Genomic DNA, 18578 nt, shown 5'->3' with positions numbered 1-18578 from the left:
AGGTCGACCACCAGCGGTGGTCAGTAAGCACTGCGGTAGATCTGCTCGATGTCCCTGGCGCTGAGCTTGCGCGGGTTGTTACGCATCAGCCGGTCAATGCCGCAAGCCTCGGCGGCCATGGCCGGGATGGCGTCCTCGGGCACGCCGAAGCTGCGCATGCCCTTGGGAATCTCGACGGTGGCGCACAACTGCACCATGGCCTCGACCGCCGCATCGGCCGCCTGCTGGTCCGACAGCTGCGCCACCTGTAGCCCCATGGCCACGGCGATATCGCGGAACCGCTCCAGGCAGGCGATCTTGTTCCAGGCCATGACATAAGGCAGCAACAGGGCATTGCTTACCCCATGGGCGATGTTGAACCGCCCCCCCAATGGATAGGCCAGCGCATGCACCGCCCCTACCCCGGCGTTGCCGAACGCCATGCCGGCCATGAGGCTGGCAGTGGCCATGTCTTCGCGGGCCTGCAGGTTGGAAGGGTTGGCGTAGGCCTTGGGCAAGGCCCGAACGATCAGCTTGATGGCCCCCAGCGCCAGGGAGTCGGTAATGGGCGAGGCGTTGACCGAGATATAGGACTCGATGGCATGCACCAATGCGTCGACACCGCTGGCGGCGGTGACACTGCGCGGGCAGGTCAGGGTCATCTGCGGGCTGACCAGCGCGACGTCCGGCAGCAGGTAATCGCTGACGATTCCCTTCTTCAGGTGCGCCTGCTTGTCGGACAGTATCGCCACGTTGGTCACCTCCGACCCCGTGCCGGCCGTGGTGGGAATGGCGATCAAAGGCGGCCCCTTGCGCGCCACCAGGCCCACACCGAACAGCGCGGCCAAGGGCCCGTCATGCCCGGCATAGGCCGCGACGCTCTTGGCGATATCAAGGGCACTGCCGCCCCCTACCCCGACCAGCCCGTCATGACCGCCCTCGCGATACACGCTCATGCAGTCCTCGACGATGGCAATCTCGGGCTCGGGCTGCACGCGGTCGAAGAGGCCATGGCGGCGCCCACCCAGTTGCGCCAGCGCGATGGCCACGGTGCCGGACTGCACCAGCACTGCATCGGTGACGATCAATGGGTTGTGCACATCGAGGCGGGTCAGTTCGCTGTCCAACTGCTCGATGGCGCCTGCGCCGGTGAGCAGCTTGTTGGCGATCTTGAAGGCAGAAAGGGTCATGAATGCGGCCTTTTTTCGGACAAGGGCTGCATTCAGACTAGCCAAGGGTGCGGGCCAATGAAGGATCATTGGCCCCGTTGATAACCGCCAATCACGTACCGGCGATCAGGCCTGGGCTGTGCGCAACTTCTCGCTGCGCCCGCGCAGCCACTCCAGGGTGAGCAACAGCACCACCGAAAAGGCGATCAGCAAGGTGGCAGCCGCGGCAATGGTAGGGCTCAGGTTCTCGCGGATGCCGCTGAACATCTGCCGGGGCAAGGTGGCCTGCTCGGGGCCGGCCAGGAACAGGGTCACCACCACCTCGTCGAACGAGGTGGCGAAGGCAAACAACGCACCGCTGATCACACCGGGTGCAATCAACGGCAGGGTCACCCGCCGGAACGCGGTCAGTGGCGAGGCCCCCAGGCTGGCCGCGGCGCGCACCAGGTTGTGGTTGAAGCCCTGCAGGGTCGCTGACACCGTGATGATCACGAAGGGCACGCCCAGCACCGCATGCACCAGAATCAATGAAGTGAAGCTGTTGCCCAACCCCAGCGGCGCAAAGAACAGATAACTGGCCACGCCGATGATGACCACTGGCACCACCATGGGCGAGATCACCAGGGCCATCACCAGCGATTTGCCGGGAAAATCGCCGCGGGTCAGGCCGATGGCGGCCAATGTACCGAAGACCATGGCCAGCACCGTGGCCGCCGGGGCGACAATGATGCTGTTGGTGAGCGCGCGCATCCACTCCGCAGAAGCGAAGAAGTCCTGGTACCAGTGCAGCGAGAAGCCCTGCAATGGGTACACCAGAAAACTGCCGGAGTTGAACGATAACGGAATTATCACCAGCACCGGCAGGATCAGGAACAGCAGGATCAGGCCGCACAGAATGCGCAGGCTGTAGAACCACACCCGCTCCACGGGCGACATGTAAGGGCTCAGCATTTTCCGAATCTCCTCAGCTCAGGCGCAGGCGGCTGGCGCCGACCAGTTTGCTGTACACCAGGTAAAGCAGCACGGTGGCCAGCAGCAACAGGCCGCCCAGCGCGGTGGCCATTCCCCAGTTGATGCTGGTGTTGGTGTAGAAGGCCACGAAGTAGCTGACCATCTGGTCGTTGGGGCTGCCCAGCAGCGCCGGGGTGATGTAGTAGCCGATGGCCAGGATGAACACCAGCAGGCAGCCAGCCCCAACACCCGCGTAGGTCTGCGGGAAGTAGACGCGCCAGAAACTGGCGAAGGGGTGGCAACCCAGTGAGATCGCCGCGCGCATATAGGTGGGCGAAATGCCTTTCATCACGCTGTAGATCGGCAGGATCATGAAGGGCAGCAGAATGTGCACCATGGAGATGTACACGCCAGTGCGGTTGAACACCAGTTCGAGTGGCTTGTCGATGACGCCCATGGCCATCAGCGCGCTGTTGATCAGGCCACCGGACTGCAACAGTACGATCCAGGCGGCTACCCGTACCAGGATCGAGGTCCAGAACGGCAACAGCACCATGATCATCAGCAGGTTGCTCTGGCGCGCTGGCAGGTTGGCCAGCAGGTACGCCAAGGGGTAGGCCAGCAACAGGCAGATGACCGTGATCACCAGGCCCATCCAGAAGGTACGGGCGAAGATGTCCAGGTAAATGGCCTGGTCCGGGGTAGCCGGGGCCACTTCGCCGAGGTCGTCGATACGGTGGTCAACGGCCGCGAGCAGGTAATAGGGGGTGACATTGCTGGTGTTGCGACGGATCGCCTGCCAGTAGGCAGGGTCACCCCAGCGTTCGTCGAGGCTTTGCAGCGCTTCTTTATAAGAGGCCGGCTCAGGCGTGAAGGGCATGGCACGGGCGGTTTTCGACAGCAGGCTGCGGTAACCGGCCAGTTCCATGTTCAGGCGTTTGGACAGATCGCCCAGGGTCTGGTTCTTGCGCGCATCCACCAGGTCATCGCTCAGGGCCTTGTACGCGGCCTCGTCCGGCAGGCTCTTGCCATCCCAGGCCTTCACGGCAACGACGGTACGCGGCAAGCCTTCCACCACTTCCGGGTTGCCGACGCTCTTGTAGAGCAGCACAGCGATGGGCACCAGAAACACCAGCAGCAGAAACAGCACCAGCGGCGCGATCAAGGCCTGGGCCTTGAGGCGGTTGAACCGCTCGGCACGGGCCAGGCGCTGTTTCAGGTTAGGGCTGGCGACCTCTTTGAGGGGCACTGCAAGGGCCATGGTCTACTCCGCGAATCTTTGAACTCAAGGCGCGCCACCGGGGGTGGCGCGCCGCCTGCATGGGGTTACTTGGCGGCCCAGGCGTTGAAGCGCTGTTCCAGTTGCTCGCCGTTGTCAGCCCAGAAGCCCACGTCGATCTGCACCTGGTTGGCGATGTTCTCCGGGGTGGTAGGCATGTCTTTCAAAATGCCCTTGTCGAGCAGCGGTACCGCCTGGCTGTTGGCCGGGCCATAAGCAATGTTCTCGGAGAAGACCTTCTGCTGCTGCGGCTTGACCGAGTAGGCGATGAACTTCTTCGCTTCCTCGGCATTCTTGGCGCCCTTGGGAATGGCCCAGGCGTCGAAGTCATACACGCCGCCGTTCCACACCACCTTGAGGTTGCTTTCCTTCTGCACGGCAGCGATGCGGCCGTTGTAGGCCGAGCTCATCACCACGTCACCGGAGGCCAGGTACTGCGGCGGCTGGGCGCCGGCTTCCCACCACTGAATGCTGGGCTTGAGCTCGTCGAGCTTCTTGAAGGCGCGGTCCTGGCCTTCCTTGGTGCCCAGCACCTTGTACACATCCTTGGGCGCCACGCCATCGGCCATCAAGGCGAATTCCAGGGTGTATTTGGCGCCTTTGCGCAGCCCGCGCTTGCCGGGGAATTTCTTCACGTCCCAGAAATCGGCCCAACTGGTCGGTGCGGTCTTGAGTTTGTCGGCGTTGTAGGCCAGTACGGTGGACCACACGAAGAAGCCCACGCCGCAGGGCTGAATGGCGCCCTTCACGTAGTCGGATTCATTGCCGAACAGTTTCGGGTCAAGCTGTTCGAACATCCCCTCGTCACAGCCACGGGCCAGTTCCGGTGACTCCACCTCCACCAGGTCCCAGGACACACTCTTGGTGTCGACCATGGCTTTGACCTTGGCCATCTCACCGTTGTATTCACCGGCGACGATTTTGCCTTGCCCGGACTTTTCCCACGGCTGGTAGAAGGCTTTCTCCTGGGCCGCCTTGTTGGCGCCACCGAAGGAGACCAGGGTCAGGTCGGCCGCCGCCATGGCCTGGCCCGCGCCCATCAGGCCCAGTGCCAGGGCGGTGAACTTCAAGTGCTTGAGCATTTATGCGTTTCTCCACAGTGCAGGGTTGGTGTTGCTTGGGGCGATTGGCTCGCCTCTAGTCGACTAACAACGGGTCCAGCGCACGCGCGTGCTCGACCTGCCAGCCGAGCGGTACCACATCGCCCACCGCCAGTGCCGGGTCCAGCTCGGCAATTGGCTGCTTCACGAAGAAATCCGACTTGCCGCACACCTCCAGGCGCACACGCACGTGGTCGCCCAGGTAGATGAATTCGGCAACCCGGCCAGAGAATCGGTTGCTGCATTGCTCGCTATGGCCATTGAGGAACACCCGCTCGGGGCGGATCGACAAAGTCACCGGGGAGCCCGGCTCGCCGACGTTCACCGCCAGCGCCTGAATTTTCTCGCCGCGCTCCAGGCCAACCACGCAACGGTCGCCATCCTGGGTAATCAGGCGGCCACTGAGGCGGTTGTTCTCCCCGATGAAATTGGCCACGAAGGTGTTGCGCGGTTCTTCATACAAGGTGCGTGGCGGGGCGATCTGCTGAATCTCGCCCTGGTGGAACACTGCCACCCGGTCGGACATGGTCAGCGCCTCGCCCTGGTCGTGGGTCACGTAGACCACGGTGACGCCCAGGCGCTGGTGCAGGTGCTTGATCTCCATTTGCATGTGTTCGCGCAGCTGTTTGTCCAGAGCACCCAGGGGCTCGTCCATCAGTACCAGTTGTGGTTCGAACACCAGCGCTCGCGCCAGGGCCACGCGCTGTTGCTGGCCACCGGACAGCTGGGCCGGGTAACGCGCGGCGAATTTGCCCAGTTGCACCATGTCCAGTACCCGCTTGACCCGCTCGCTGACATCGGTCTTGCTCAGGCCGCGCACGGACAGCGGGAACGCCAGGTTTTCAGCCACGGTCATGTGGGGGAACAGCGCGTAGTTCTGGAACACCATGCCGATATCGCGCTTGTGCGGTGGCACGTTGTTGATCGAGCGCCCGGCCAGCAGGATCTCGCCCGCGGTCGGCGTCTCGAAGCCGGCCAGCATCATCAGGCTGGTGGTCTTGCCCGAGCCAGAAGGGCCAAGCAGCGTCAGGAACTCGCCCTTGCGGATATCCAGATTGAGGTCTTTAACGATCAGCACTTCACCGTCGTAGCTCTTTTGCACGCCACGAAAGCTGACCAGCACATCGCTCGCCCCAGCGCTTGAATTCACCTCGCTCATACCCACACCTTTCGATTATGACTGCCGTGTGAACAAGCCTAGTGAAGGCTGCAGGCCGCGCAAATCGGGGGCTGGGAGAGAATGACATCAGCCGGTTGGAGGGCTGGGGGTAGGGATTGCCCTACACGGATGGCGGGGATGGATATGTTTTTTCGGCAAGGCGCGGAATCAGGCCCCCACCCCTGTCGCAATTGGATAAATACTCCGTGGCAGGCGCTGGCTTGCCGGCGAGTTTTTCAGCCTGGTCCAGCGTCAGACCAATTTATGCTCCATGGCGTATTTCACCAGCTCGGCCAGGGAGGTGACGTTGAGTTTCTGCATCAACCGCGCCTTGTGGGTGCTGATGGTCTTGCTGCTCAGCGCCAGTTGCTGGGCGATGTCGTTGACGTTGGCGCCTTGGGCCAAGCGCTCGAATACCGAGAATTCGCGCTCCGACAACAGCGAATGCAAGGGGCGAGCATCGGTGAGGCCGACTTCGAAGACCATGCGGTCGGCCAGGTCCGGGTCGATGTAGCGTCCGCCGTTGGCAACCCGACGGATGGCGGTCAGCAGCAGGGCCGGGTCGCTGTCCTTGGTGGCATAGCCCGCGGCGCCAACCTTTAGCGCTCGGGCGGCCATTTGCGCCTCATCGTGCATGGACAGCACCAGAATGGCCGGCGGGTTGGTCAGCGCGCGAATCCTCGGGATCGCCTCCAGCCCGTTGACCCCGGGCATGGAGATATCCAGCAGCACCACTTCGCACGGCGTGTGCCGAAGGGTTTCCAGCAACTGCTCACCGTTGCTGGCTTCACCCACCACCAGCAGGTCCCGGGCCAGGCCGATCAACTGCTTGATGCCCTCGCGCACGATGGTGTGATCTTCCGCTACCAATACCCGAATCACTGCCCTACCCCCAACACCGAACGCTCATTGACTGGAACGCGGACCCGCAGGGTAGTGCCCTGCCCCGGCTCGCTGTGCAACTGCAACACCCCGCCAAGCATCAGCACTCGCTCGCGCATGCCCACCAGGCCAAACGATGTGGAAGGGCCCGCGCCGACCACGAAGCCGTGGCCATCATCGCTGACACTGAGCACCAGCCAATCTTCATCCACCTCGAGGGCAATGTCGACTGTCTGCGCCTGAGCGTGGCGCATCACGTTGGTCAACGCTTCCTGAAGAATGCGAAACAGGCCGGTGGCCTTGGCATCGCTGAGCGCCGGCACATGCTCGGGCACCTGTACCAGGCAGGGTATCTGCGTACGGGCCTCGAAGCGTCGCGCCTGCCACTCGATGGCCGAGCCGATCCCCGCGTCCAGGATCGGCGGCCGCAAGGCCGTGGCTACGTCGCGGACCAACTGGAACAACTGCGCGATCAGGCGCTTCATGCTATTGAGCCGCTCCTGCAGGCCCGGGTCCAGGTCTGCGTAGGCCAGTTCGCACATGGAGGTTTCCAGTTTCAGCACCGTGAGCATCTGCCCCAGCTCGTCATGCACTTCCCTGGCGATACGGGCCTTTTCTTCCTCGCGCACGCTCTCCAGGTGCGCCGACAATTCGCGCAGCTGGTCCTGGGAGCGCGCCAGGGCCAGTTCAGCGTGCTTGCTTTCGCTGATGTCCCAGACGATGCCATCCCACACCCGGCCTTCGCCCAACCCGCGGGACATGGCCTTGATCTCGGCCCAGCGCTCGCGGCCGTCGCGGGTGAGCATACGGCCCTGCCACGACCAGTCGCTGTCGGTGTCCAGCGCCTGGTCCTGGGTACGGTGGTAACTGGCGCGGTCCTGGGGGTGCACCAGGTTGCGCAGGCCCATGTCGGGGTGGCGCAACGCGGCCGGCGAATACCCTACCAGGCTCTCGCTGCCCTCGCTGATGTAGGCAAACTCCAACTGGCCACCGGCCTGCAGCCGTTCCAGGCGGAAAACCAGGCCGGGCACGTTGGCGGCGATGCCCTGCAGGCGTGCCTCGCTTTCCTGCAGGGCCGCTGTCGCGCGGCGCCTGTCGGTCACATCGGTGAGGTACACCACCAGGTACTCGGCGTCGTGAAAGCGCAGAAAGCTCAGGGACACGTCGGCAGGCAGAAAACTGCCATCGGCGCGCAGGCACTGGCTCTCGAAGCTCAAGGCTTCGCCTTCGCTGGCCCGCGCACGCTTCCACAGGTTCAACCACCGGTCCATGTGCAGGCCAGGCTCGAAATCGATCAGCGGGCGGTTGAGCACAGCACCGGGCGGGTAGCCCAACAGGTTTTCGGCGGCGCGATTGGCGTACCGCACATGGCTGTCCCAGTTCACCCACAGGATGCCCACGGTGCTCTGGTCGATGGAGAACTGGGTCAGGCGCAGCGCTTCTTCGCCGGCCTGGCGGCGGGCGATGTCATCCCGGGCCTCCATCAGCCGGCCCTCCAGCCAGTGTTGCTGGCGACGCTGCCAGAAGACGATGGCGATGGCCGACAGGGCCAGCACGGCGAAGAGCAGGCTCAGGTTCTGCCAGAAACCGGGGGACTCGGTCAGGCGCGGGTAGCGTGGTTGCAACCAGCGGCCGTGAAGTTGTTCCAGATCCTTGGCGGGAATGGCCTGCAGGGCCGCCTCCAGTACCTGGGCCAGTACTGGCCAATCGCGCCGCGAAGCCACGCGCAATAACTGCGGCAGGCCGATATCGCCCACTACCACCAGGTCGGCGAAATCGCTCTCCCCCGACAGCCGCCCCAGTTGCGCCTCATCGATCACGGCATACCGCGCCTGCTCGCTCAGCAACAACTGCAACGCCTGGCGCTCCAGTGGAACGCCTTGCAGGTTGAGGTTCGAATAGGTGCTGCGCAGGTAATCGGCGACGGCGCTGGGCATGCGCACGGCTACCCGGTCTTTGCTGTCGAGTTTTTCCAGGTCCACGGCCACGGCGCCGCTGCGCTCGCCCACCACCAATTGCGGAATGCGCATGTAAGGGTCGGAAAACAACCACAGGCGCAGGCCGGCCGGGGTCTGTACCAAGCCGGGGGCCATGTCGACCTCGTCGTCGCGCAGGGCGCGCTCCAGCGCAGCCTGGTCAGGAAAATTGCGCCAGTGCAGGTCCAGCTGCAAGCTTTTGGCCAACCAGGTGATCACCTCGACATTGACCCCCGACAGCTGCTGCAAGCGCCGGTCGTACTGGGCGAACGGTGCCTGCAAGACCACCCCCACGCGAATCTCCCGGTGCTGGTCCAGCCATGACTGCTGTTCAGGGCTCAGCGCCACCGGCGCGGCCAGGGCGATCAAGGGAATGCACAACCAGCCGATAAGCACCCAGCACAATCGAATCATCGCAGCTCTCATCACCCATGACCGACGCTATACGTTTGGCGGTTCGGGACAAATACCATTAGGCTGCCAGAACCAACCTGGCGTGGAATATCCGATGTCTTCAATCTACCGCACAACGCTGCCGGCGTTCTGCCTATCGCTGATGTTGCCCCTGGCACTGCCGGCGATGGCCGATGACGCGGCGCAGAAACCCGCCACAGACAAAGCGGCCGAGCAACCCAAGGTCGAGCGCCAACCGCTGCTCGAGCGCAGCCAGGAAGATACCCTGGCCCTGGAACGGCAATTGCCCCAGGACGAACAACAGCAACTGCAGGCTGGCAGCGACAGCTTTCTTGGCCTGTGGAAGCCAGCCAACACCAGTAACCCTGCCGGTGCGGTGGTGATCATCCCGGGCACGGGCGAAACGGCCGACTGGCCCAACGCCGTCGGCCCCATCCGCAACAAGCTGCCCGACGCCAACTGGCACAGCCTGAGCATCAGCCTGCCGGACCTGAGCGCCGACGCCCCGCAACCGCGGGTGGAAGACAAGGCGCCACCCCCCAAGGAAGCCGACAGCAAGTCGACCCCGCCCGCCAACCCATCCGTGGAACAGGCGACCGCCACCGAGCCGGACAAGGCCCCGGCGCAGTCGGCCGATGAATTGGCCAAGGCCGACGCCGAGCGCATCTTTGCCCGCATCGACGCAGCGGTGACCTTTGCTCAGCAGCAGAAGTCCCGCACCGTGGTGCTGCTGGGGCACGGTACGGGCGCCTACTGGGCCGCGCGTTACCTCAAGGAGCGCCCGCAACCCCACGCCCAGCGCCTGGTGATGGTAGCCCCGATGACCCCGACCAGCGCCAGCCAGAGCCTGCAGGACCTGGCGCCAACGCTGAAAGTGCCGACCGCCGACATCTTCTACAGCGACACCGTCGCCGCCCAGCAAGCCGCGAAGGCGCGGCTGCAGGCCAGCAAACGGCTGAAGGACACCGGTTACACGCAAATCTCGCTCAATGCACTGCCGGCCGACAAGACGGCAGAACAAGAGCAACTGTTCCGCCGCGTACGTGGCTGGCTGAGCCCCAAACCAGTGGATTGAACCCGCTGCACCTGCGGCTAGCAAGAACAAGCAGCGGACCTGGCCGCTGCAGCTCACCCGTCAGCGAAAATCCCGACGCTCGCGGATAATCGCATAGGCGCTATGCAGCTCACGGGTGCGTTCGGTGGCTTCGCGCACCTGGGCCGGGGTGGCGCCGCTACCGGCGAGTTTGTCCGGGTGATGGCGGCTGAGCAGGCGCCGGTAGGCACGCTTGATCTGCGCAGGTTCGGTGGTAGCGGCCACGCCCAGCAGGCGCATGGCTTCCTGGTAGGTGCCGCCACTGTTGGCCAGGGGCTTGCGCGCCGGCTCGTAGTCCGCCGACAACCCCTGCACCTGCACAGAGCTCCAGCCCAGCCATTTGCCCCACTGCACCACCAGTTCACGCTCGCCACGGGTGGCCTGGCCATCGGCCCACACCATGCGCCAACAGGCACGCAGCACACCTTCGGCCGAATTGGGCTGGCGCCCCAGGCGCTCCAGGTGGTGCTGCAAACGGTCACGGCCGCCCTTGCCGCGGTTGAACGCGGCGATGGCCACCCGCTGCCGGGGCGCATCCAGGCCCAAGGCACGCATTTCCTGCCGAGCCTGCTGGATATGGCTCTGCACCACTCGCCCGTCACACTTGGCCAACCGCCCGAGCAAGACAAACAGCAACTGGTCGTCGCCCAAGGGCGATTTGCCACGCACTCGGTCCAGCAGCTCGCCCCAGCTTTGCAGCTGCAAGCGCCGGTCCAGCGCCTGCCCCAGCAACGCGCCCAACAGAGCCCCGGGAATATTGGCGATGGCGAAACCAGCACCCGCCCCTATGATGGTCCCTGGCCACAGCATCTCAGTGCTGCCCTTGCACTAGCGCTTCAACCTCGGCCAGGCGCTCGTGGGTGCCGACATCCACCCAGCGCCCGGTGAAGTGTTCGCCGGTGACCTTGCCTGCTGCCATGGCCTGGCGAAACAGCGGCGCCAATTTGAACGCCCCGGGGCTGCAACCGGCAAACAGCGCCGGGTGCAGCACGGCGATACCGCTGTAGGTCAGGCGCGCCGCCGCCTCGCCCTCATCAGTCACCGTGCTGTCCTGCAGTAGAAAATCACCGGCGCGGTGGTGAGCCGGGTTGTCCACCAGCACCAGGTGCGCCAGGCCGGTCAACGGCTGGCGCAGCCGACTGAAGTCGTAATCGGTCCAGATGTCGCCATTGACCACCACGAAAGGCTCCACACCCAGCAACGGCAGCGCCTGGAAAATACCGCCGCCGGTTTCCAGCGGCTCACCTTCAGCCGAATAACGGATGACGACGCCAAAGCGCGAGCCGTCGCCCAGGTGGTCTTCGATCTGCTGTCCCAGCCACGCATGGTTGATGACGATCTCGGTGAACCCCCCTGCCGCCAGCGCCCGCAGGTGGTACTCGATCAACGGTACACCGCCGGCGCGCACCAGCGGCTTGGGGGTATGCAGGGTCAGGGGGCGCATGCGCTCGCCCTTGCCTGCGGCCAGAATCATCGCTTTCATGCGCGCGCCTCCTTCACTGCGCGCAAGCTGGCCAACAGCTCGCCCAGTTCAGCAAGCTCTGGCCGGCGCGCCAGTACTGCTTCTATATAAGCAAAGAAGCGCGGCACGTCCGCCACGTAACGGGGTTTGCCGTCACGGTGGCAGATGCGCGCGAATATACCGATGACCTTGAGGTGCCGTTGCACTCCCATCAGGTCGCTGGCGCGCAGGAAGTCCTCGAAGTCGGCCTGCACCGCGATGCCCCGGGCACGCGCCTGGTTCCAGTAGCCTTGCAACCAGGCATCCACGCGCTCCAGGGGCCAACTGAGGAAGGCGTCCTTGAACAGACAGGTGATGTCGTAGGTCACCGGGCCGTAGACCGCATCCTGGAAGTCCAGCACGCCGGGGTTCGGCTGGCTGTGCATCAGGTTGCGCGGCATGAAGTCACGGTGCACCAGCACCTTGGGCTGGGCCAGGGCGCTGTCGATCAACAGGCTGCTGGTACGCTGCCACAGCGCCTGCTGGGCGTCGCTGAAGGTCAGGCCCAGCTCGCGCCCCACGTACCACTCGGGAAACAGCTCCACCTCACGGCGCAGCAGGGCCACGTCATAGCTGGGCAATGGCGCGTCCATGGGCAATTGCTGGAACGCCAGCAACGCATCAATGGCATCGGCGAACAATGCATCGGCATTCCCGGCGTCGATCACGTCCAGGTAGGTCTGGTTGCCCAGGTCGTTGAGCAACAGGAAGCCACGTTCCAGGTCCTGGGCATGAATTTTCGGCACATTGATGCCGGACGTGGCCAGCAGCGCGGCGATATCCACGAAGGGTTTGCAGTTTTCCTGGGGTGGCGGGGCGTCCATGACGATAAAACTGTGGTCACCGCCCTGCCAGCGGAAATATCGGCGGAAGCTTGCATCACTGCTGGCGGCGGTCAACGAAGACGGGGGGACAGGCCCCCAGCCCCCGGCCACAAAGAGTTTCACCAGTTGTTCGTCGAGCCATACCTGGAGCTGTTGCAGGCGTACATCTTGATCGGGCATTACAGAGTCTCCGACGGCGCTAGCCGTCAAGCGGGTCATGCTTTATTATCCAGCATCTTTTTCAGACCATCGAGAGGCGTGCGGCCCCACCGCGGGCAGATGGCACGCAGGAAGCCCGGACTAATAAGATGGCATTGAAATCCCCCGCGTTTCGTAAAAAATTCCCGTTGCTGGTCACCGGCGGTTTGCTGGCGATGCAACCCCTGGCCGTACCGTTCGCGGTGGCCGCCGAGCAGTATGACTGTACTGTCTCCGCGGCGGGAGCCTGGGAGTGCAAACCCAAAGCCCCAGTGGGTGTCCTGCCGCCTCGCCCGGTCCATGACGGCAGCGCTGTCTCGTCGGCGCCAGAAAGCGCCGACCAGAGCCAGCCCGCCGCAGCGGAAGAGAAGGCCAAGGGCCCCATGCTCGTTACCGAGAGCAAGGGCCGTGGCCTGAAATCCCGCAGTGCCGACTACAGCCATCTCGATTGGGTACCACGGGACAAGCTCACCGCTGCCCAGCTGGCCGAGACCGGTCCTTACTGCGAAGGCGCCTATGTCGAGCCGATCCGGCCGGGCATGGACGACAAGACTTCCAAGCAGGACTCGCCGACCTTCATCGGTGCCAAGGCCTCGCGCTACGACCAGGAGCAGCAGACCGCTACCCTGGCCGGTGACGTGGTCCTGCGCCAGGGCAGCATGCAGGCCGAATCCGATGAGGCCAGCCTGCACCAGGCCGAGAACCGTGGCGAGCTGACCGGCAACGTCAAGATCCGCGACCAGGGCGCCCTGATGGTGGGCGACCACGCCGAGATCCAGCTGGACACCGGCGCGGCTCAGGTCGACAACGCCGAATACGTGATGCACAAGCAGCGTATTCGCGGCAGCGCCCTGTACGCCAAGCGTGGCGAGAACGCCATCATCCGCCTCAAGGATGGTACCTATACCACCTGTGAGCCGGCGAGCAACGCCTGGGAAATCAAGGGTAACAACATCACCCTGAACCCGGCGACCGGCTTCGGCACGGCGACCAACGCCACCCTGCGCGTGCATGACATTCCTGTCCTGTACACGCCGTACATCTACTTCCCGATCGACGACCGTCGTCAGTCCGGCTTCCTGCCGCCGAGCATCGGCAGCGGCAGCAAGACCGGCTTCTCGTTGCTCACGCCTTACTACTTCAACCTGGCGCCCAACTACGACGCCACGTTGTACCCGCACTACATGAGCAAGCGTGGCATGCTCACCGAGGGCGAGTTCCGCTACCTGACGCCGACCAGCGAAGGGCAGTTCGGTGGCGCGTACCTGAGCGACGAGGACGACGAGCGCAGCAAGCAGTCTTACTATTCCAAAGACCGCTGGATGATCAACTGGCAGCACAAGGGTGACCTGGACAAGCGTCTGACCTACAAGGTCGACTACACCAAGATCAGTGACCCTTACTACTTCCAGGATCTGGAAACCAACCAGATCGGCGTGAAGAACCAGGATTACCTGAACCAGCAGGCGACCGCCAACTATCGTGGTGACAACTACAATGCCGCGATCAACCTGCAGGCTTATCAGCTGACCACGGTGTCGAACATCACCCCGTACAAGCGCCTGCCGCAGATTACCTTCAATGGTTCGCTACCCTACCACCCGGCTGGTCTGGACTTTACCTATCAGACCGAGGCCGTGCGGTTCGACCGCAACCTGCGTGATGGCACCTACTACAACGAAGACGGCGAACTCGACACTTCCTTCCGTTCCGACGGCGGCGTGATCGACAGGAACGTCTCTGGCCTTGCCCGTGCCAATGGTGACCGCCTGACCCTGGCGCCGCAAATGAGCCTGCCGCTGACCGCTTCGTGGGGTTACATCAAACCGTCGGTCAAGTTCGTTTACACCGACTACCAACTGGATCTGGACGCTCAGGGCAAGTACGACCTGTCCCAACAGTCTGCTACCTCTAGCACGTATGAAACTTTCCACAGCAATCTGGATCGCTCGATCCCGATCTACAGCGTGGACAGCGGCCTGTACTTCGACCGCAACACGTCGATGTTCGGCACCAACTATCGCCAGACTCTCGAACCGCGCGCCTACTACCTGTACGTGCCGTACGAGAATCAGAACAATATCCCGATCTTCGACTCGGCAGAAAACCAGTTCAGCTACTCCTCTCTATGGCGCGATAACCGCTTCTCCGGCTATGACCGCATCGGCGACGAGAACAAGATCTCGCTCGGCGCGACCTCTCGCTGGATCGAAGACAACGGCTTCGAACGTCAGAAGTTCAGCTTCGGCGAAGCCTTCTACATGCAGGACCGCAAGGTCCAGCTGCCAGGCATCTACTACAAGGACCGCGCCGAGGCGACTGCCAGCCGTTCCCCGTATGCCCTGGAGTACGAATACCACTTCAACCGCGACTGGCGCTTCAATTCGGATTACAACTGGGATCCGGACACTCACAAAACCCGCTCGGGCAGCGCGATGTTCCACTACCAGCCTGAAGACAACCCGAACAAGGTGGTCAACCTGGGCTATCGCTACCGCGACGACATCGTTCACTACGACTCGTCCACCGGTAAGTGGGGCTTTGGTGGTGACTATGGGAACCCTGGCGACGCGAACTACATCAAGGACTACTACAAGATCCAGCAGCATGACTTCTCGATCATGTGGCCAGTGGTCCCGCAGTGGAACGCCATCGCTCGCTGGCAGTATGACTACAACCGCAACCGTACCCTGGAATCCTTCGCCGGTTTCGAGTACGACAACTGCTGCTGGAAGCTGCGCCTGATCAGCCGTTACTGGGTTGACTACGACGACTTCAGCCAGTCGCTGCCGCAGAACGAAAAAGGCGACCACGGTGTCTTCCTGCAAGTCGTGCTCAAAGGGCTCGGCGGCGTAGTGGGCAATAAAGTCGAGTCTTTCCTCGACAAGGGCATTCAGGGTTATAAAGAACGTGAAGAGCAAGCTTACTAATTGTCTGCGCCCCTTGCTGTTGGGCGCACTGCTGTTGAGTGGCGCGGTTCACGCCGACGTGCGACCTCTGGACAGCGTTGCCGCGATCGTCGACAACGATGTGATCATGAAGAGCCAACTGGACAAACGCGTCCGCGAGGTTCAACAGACCATCGCCAAGCGTGGCGGCACTAACGTGCCCCCTGCCGATGTCCTGGAAAAGCAGGTGCTCGAGCGCCTGATCGTCGAAAACCTGCAGCTGCAAATTGGTGAGCGCTCCGGCGTTCGCATCACCGACGAAGAACTGAACCAGGCCATCGGCACCATCGCCCAGCGCAACAACATGAGCGTGGCGCAGTTCCAGGCGGCACTGGCTCACGACGGCCTGTCGTACGAGGACGCCCGTGACCAGGTGCGTCGCGAGATGATCATCAGCCGTGTGCGTCAGCGCCGCGTGGCCGAACGCATCCAGGTATCGGAGCAGGAAGTGAAGAACTTCCTGGCTTCGGACCTGGGCAAGGCCCAGCTGTCGGAAGAGTTCCACCTGGCCAACATCCTGGTGGCAACACCGGAAAGCGCCAGCTCTGAAGCCATCCAGGCAGCGGGCCGCAAGGCCGGCGATATCTACACCCGCCTCAAGCAGGGTGCCGACTTCGGCCAACTGGCCGTGGCCAACTCGGGCAGCGACAACGCCCTGGAAGGCGGCGACATGGGCTGGCGCAAAGCCGCGCAACTGCCACCGCCGTTCGACGCTCAGGTCAGCGCGCTGTCCCTGGGCGACGTGACCGAGCCCACCCGCACCCCGGGCGGCTTCATTATCCTGAAGCTGCTGGAAAAACGCGGTGGCGGCAACGTTACCCGTGACGAAGTGCACGTACGGCACATTCTGCTCAAGCCCAACGAAGTACGCAGCGATGCCGAAACCAAGGTACTGGCAGACCGTCTGTACGAGCGCATCCAGGATGGTGAAGACTTCGGCGAGCTGGCCAAGAGCTATTCCGAAGACCCGGGTTCGGCCCTCAACGGCGGTGACCTGAACTGGGTCGACCCGCAGTCGCTGGTACCGGAGTTCCGTAAGGTCATGGCAGACACCGCACAAGACGTGGTCTCCAAGCCGTTCAAGACCCAGTTCGGCTGGCACATCCTTGAAGTGCTGGGCCGCCGCGCCACCGACAACACCGAACAGGCTCGCGAACAGCAAGCCATGATGGTGCTGCGCAACCGCAAGTACGACGAAGAGCTGCAGAGCTGGCTGCGCCAGATCCGCGACGAGGCCTACGTCGAGATCAAGCTGCCTGGCGCCGAACAGGCAGCACAGGCCGACCAGTGAAGCCCCAGCGCTTCGCACTGACGCCCGGCGAGCCGGCAGGCATAGGCCCAGACCTGTGCCTTCTGCTCGCCGCGCATCGCCAGCCACACCCCCTGATTGCCATCACCAGCCGTGACCTGCTCGCAGAGCGGGCCACGCAACTGGGGGTGGCCGTCACCTTGCAGGCCGTCGACCCCGACGCCCTGCCCGACCAGCCAGCCGATGCCGGCAGCCTCTATGTATGGGACACGCCCTTGGGCGCCCCCGTGCAGGCTGGCGTGCTGGACCGCGCCAATGCCGCCTTCGTCCTTGAAACACTGACCCGCGCGGGCCAGGGTTGCCTGGACGGGCGTTTTGCCGGGATGATCACCGCCCCGGTGCACAAGGGCGTGATCAACGAGGCGGGCATCGCGTTTTCCGGCCACACCGAATTCCTGGCCGAGCTGACCCGCACCGAACAGGTGGTGATGATGCTCGCCACCCACGGCCTGCGGGTCGCCCTGGTGACCACTCACCTGCCCCTGCGTGCCGTGGCCGACGCCATCACCGAAGAACGCCTGGAGCGGGTCACCCGTATCCTGCACTCGGATCTCAAGGACAAGTTCGGCATCGCCCGGCCCCGGATACTGGTATGCGGCCTCAACCCACATGCCGGCGAAGGTGGCCACCTGGGCCGTGAAGAGATCGAGATCATCGAACCGACACTGGAGCGCCTGCGCAGCGAGGGCATGGACCTTCGCGGACCGCTGCCAGCCGACACTCTGTTTACCCCCAAATATCTGGAGCACTGCGACGCAGTGCTGGCGATGTACCACGACCAGGGCCTTCCCGTACTCAAGTACAAGGGCTTTGGTGCCGCGTTGAACGTCACCCTGGGCCTGCCGATCATCCGTACTTCGGTTGACCACGGCACCGCCCTGGACCTGGCCGGCACCGGCCGGATCGACACCGGCAGCCTCAAGGTCGCGCTGGACACCGCCTACCAGATGGCCGAGACCCGTATATGACCGAGCAATACCAACACCGGGCGCGCAAGCGCTTCGGCCAGAACTTCCTGCACGACGCAGGCGTGATCGACCGCATCCTGCGGTCCATTCATGCCCGCGAAGGCGAGCGCCTGCTGGAAATCGGCCCGGGCCAGGGCGCCCTGACCGAAGGCCTGCTGGGCAGCGGCGCACAGCTTGATGTGGTCGAGCTGGACAAGGACCTGGTGCCTATCCTGAACCAGCAGTTCGCTGGCCGTGGCAACTTCCGCCTGCACCAGGGCGATGCCCTGAAGTTCGACTTCAACACCTTGGGCGCCGCGCCTGGCAGCCTGCGCGTGGTCGGCAACCTGCCGTACAACATTTCCACCCCGCTGATCTTCCACCTCCTGTCCAACGCCGGCCTGATTCGCGACATGCACTTCATGTTGCAGAAGGAAGTGGTCGAGCGCATGGCCGCGGGGCCTGGCGGCGGCGACTGGGGCCGGCTGTCGATCATGGTCCAGTACCACTGCCGCGTGGAACACCTGTTCAACGTCGGCCCCGGGGCATTCAACCCGCCACCCAAGGTCGACTCGGCCATTGTCCGCCTGGTGCCTCACGAAACCCTGCCGCACCCAGCCAAGGACCACAAGCTGCTGGAACGCGTCGTACGCGAAGCCTTCAACCAGCGCCGCAAGACCCTGCGCAACACCCTCAAAGCCCTGCTCAGCAGTGAAGAAATCACGGCCGCCGGCGTCGATGGCAGCCTGCGCCCTGAACAGCTGGACCTGGCCGCTTTCGTGCGCCTGGCCGACAAGCTGTTCGAGCAGAACGGCGCCGCCTGATCCACCTCATCGCGCGCCTTGACTA

General features: G+C 63.6%; 15 protein-coding genes. 5 read left to right on the top strand and 10 right to left on the bottom strand.

Annotation, left to right across the window (positions count from 1 at the left end; genetic code table 11):
• Nucleotides 1–20: 20 nt before the first annotated feature.
• From QBK88_RS01825 to QBK88_RS01795, 7 genes are all read right to left on the bottom strand, one after another.
• The gene (locus QBK88_RS01825; RefSeq protein ID WP_277960662.1) at nt 21–1169 is read right to left on the bottom strand and encodes an iron-containing alcohol dehydrogenase; all 1149 of its coding nucleotides are present in this window, start codon (nt 1167–1169) and stop codon (nt 21–23) included.
• A gap of 105 nt (nt 1170–1274) precedes the next feature.
• Nucleotides 1275–2099 carry an ABC transporter permease gene (locus QBK88_RS01820; protein WP_268147836.1) on the bottom strand — a complete coding sequence of 275 codons (825 nt, stop codon included), beginning with the start codon at nt 2097–2099 and terminating at the stop codon, nt 1275–1277.
• A gap of 13 nt (nt 2100–2112) precedes the next feature.
• On the bottom strand, nt 2113–3360 hold the full coding sequence (locus tag QBK88_RS01815) for an ABC transporter permease (protein WP_277960661.1): 1248 nt from the start codon (nt 3358–3360) through the stop codon (nt 2113–2115).
• A 65-nt stretch (nt 3361–3425) separates the two neighbouring features.
• Complete coding sequence (locus tag QBK88_RS01810; protein ID WP_268147832.1) at nt 3426–4460, bottom strand: ABC transporter substrate-binding protein; 1035 nt, start codon at nt 4458–4460, stop codon at nt 3426–3428.
• A 55-nt stretch (nt 4461–4515) separates the two neighbouring features.
• Entirely contained in the window at nt 4516–5637 is a 1122-nt protein-coding gene (locus QBK88_RS01805; RefSeq protein ID WP_277960660.1) for an ABC transporter ATP-binding protein, read from the bottom strand.
• Between the two features lie 252 nt (nt 5638–5889).
• Nucleotides 5890–6519, bottom strand: a complete 630-nt coding sequence (locus QBK88_RS01800) for a response regulator (RefSeq protein WP_268147828.1) — start codon at nt 6517–6519, stop codon at nt 5890–5892.
• Nucleotides 6516–8909 (bottom strand): sensor histidine kinase, encoded by a 2394-nt coding sequence (locus tag QBK88_RS01795; RefSeq protein ID WP_277960659.1) that lies wholly within the window; start codon nt 8907–8909, stop codon nt 6516–6518. The genes QBK88_RS01800 and QBK88_RS01795 overlap by 4 nt, the downstream gene beginning before the upstream one ends.
• A 94-nt stretch (nt 8910–9003) precedes the next feature.
• Here QBK88_RS01795 and QBK88_RS01790 point away from each other — a divergent pair, with 94 nt between their 5' ends.
• Nucleotides 9004–9984, top strand: coding sequence for an alpha/beta hydrolase family protein (locus tag QBK88_RS01790; RefSeq protein ID WP_268147824.1), 981 nt, complete (start codon nt 9004–9006; stop codon nt 9982–9984).
• A gap of 60 nt (nt 9985–10044) precedes the next feature.
• Here QBK88_RS01790 and QBK88_RS01785 read toward each other — a convergent pair whose 3' ends face one another.
• Genes QBK88_RS01785 through QBK88_RS01775 form a run of 3 tightly spaced genes read right to left on the bottom strand, consistent with a single transcriptional unit; the run spans nt 10045 to nt 12507 of the window.
• Nucleotides 10045–10812 carry a TerB family tellurite resistance protein gene (locus QBK88_RS01785; RefSeq protein WP_277960658.1) on the bottom strand — a complete coding sequence of 256 codons (768 nt, stop codon included), beginning with the start codon at nt 10810–10812 and terminating at the stop codon, nt 10045–10047.
• 1 nt (nt 10813) lies between these two features.
• Nucleotides 10814–11485 carry an N-acetylmuramate alpha-1-phosphate uridylyltransferase MurU gene (gene murU / locus QBK88_RS01780; protein WP_277960657.1) on the bottom strand — a complete coding sequence of 224 codons (672 nt, stop codon included), beginning with the start codon at nt 11483–11485 and terminating at the stop codon, nt 10814–10816.
• Nucleotides 11482–12507 (bottom strand): phosphotransferase, encoded by a 1026-nt coding sequence (locus QBK88_RS01775; protein ID WP_277960656.1) that lies wholly within the window; start codon nt 12505–12507, stop codon nt 11482–11484. The genes murU and QBK88_RS01775 overlap by 4 nt, the downstream gene beginning before the upstream one ends.
• Nucleotides 12508–12635: 128 nt before the next feature.
• Between QBK88_RS01775 and QBK88_RS01770 the strand changes: the two genes are divergently transcribed.
• The 4 genes from QBK88_RS01770 to rsmA are packed head-to-tail and all read left to right on the top strand — an operon-like array spanning nt 12636 to nt 18553.
• Nucleotides 12636–15455 carry an LPS-assembly protein LptD gene (locus QBK88_RS01770; protein ID WP_277960655.1) on the top strand — a complete coding sequence of 940 codons (2820 nt, stop codon included), beginning with the start codon at nt 12636–12638 and terminating at the stop codon, nt 15453–15455.
• The gene (locus QBK88_RS01765; protein WP_277960654.1) at nt 15436–16764 is read left to right on the top strand and encodes a peptidylprolyl isomerase; all 1329 of its coding nucleotides are present in this window, start codon (nt 15436–15438) and stop codon (nt 16762–16764) included. The genes QBK88_RS01770 and QBK88_RS01765 overlap by 20 nt, the downstream gene beginning before the upstream one ends.
• Complete coding sequence (pdxA, locus tag QBK88_RS01760; RefSeq protein WP_277960653.1) at nt 16761–17750, top strand: 4-hydroxythreonine-4-phosphate dehydrogenase PdxA; 990 nt, start codon at nt 16761–16763, stop codon at nt 17748–17750. Before QBK88_RS01765 ends, pdxA begins: the two co-directional genes overlap by 4 nt.
• The gene (gene rsmA, locus QBK88_RS01755) at nt 17747–18553 is read left to right on the top strand and encodes a 16S rRNA (adenine(1518)-N(6)/adenine(1519)-N(6))-dimethyltransferase RsmA (protein ID WP_277960652.1); all 807 of its coding nucleotides are present in this window, start codon (nt 17747–17749) and stop codon (nt 18551–18553) included. The genes pdxA and rsmA overlap by 4 nt, the downstream gene beginning before the upstream one ends.
• Nucleotides 18554–18578: the final 25 nt, after the last annotated feature.

Origin of the sequence: Pseudomonas sp. RIT-To-2, assembly GCF_029623465.1 — a bacterium.
GTDB classification, from domain to species: Bacteria; Pseudomonadota; Gammaproteobacteria; order Pseudomonadales; family Pseudomonadaceae; genus Aquipseudomonas; species Aquipseudomonas silvicola.
This window is presented reverse-complemented; position numbering and strand designations above follow the sequence as displayed.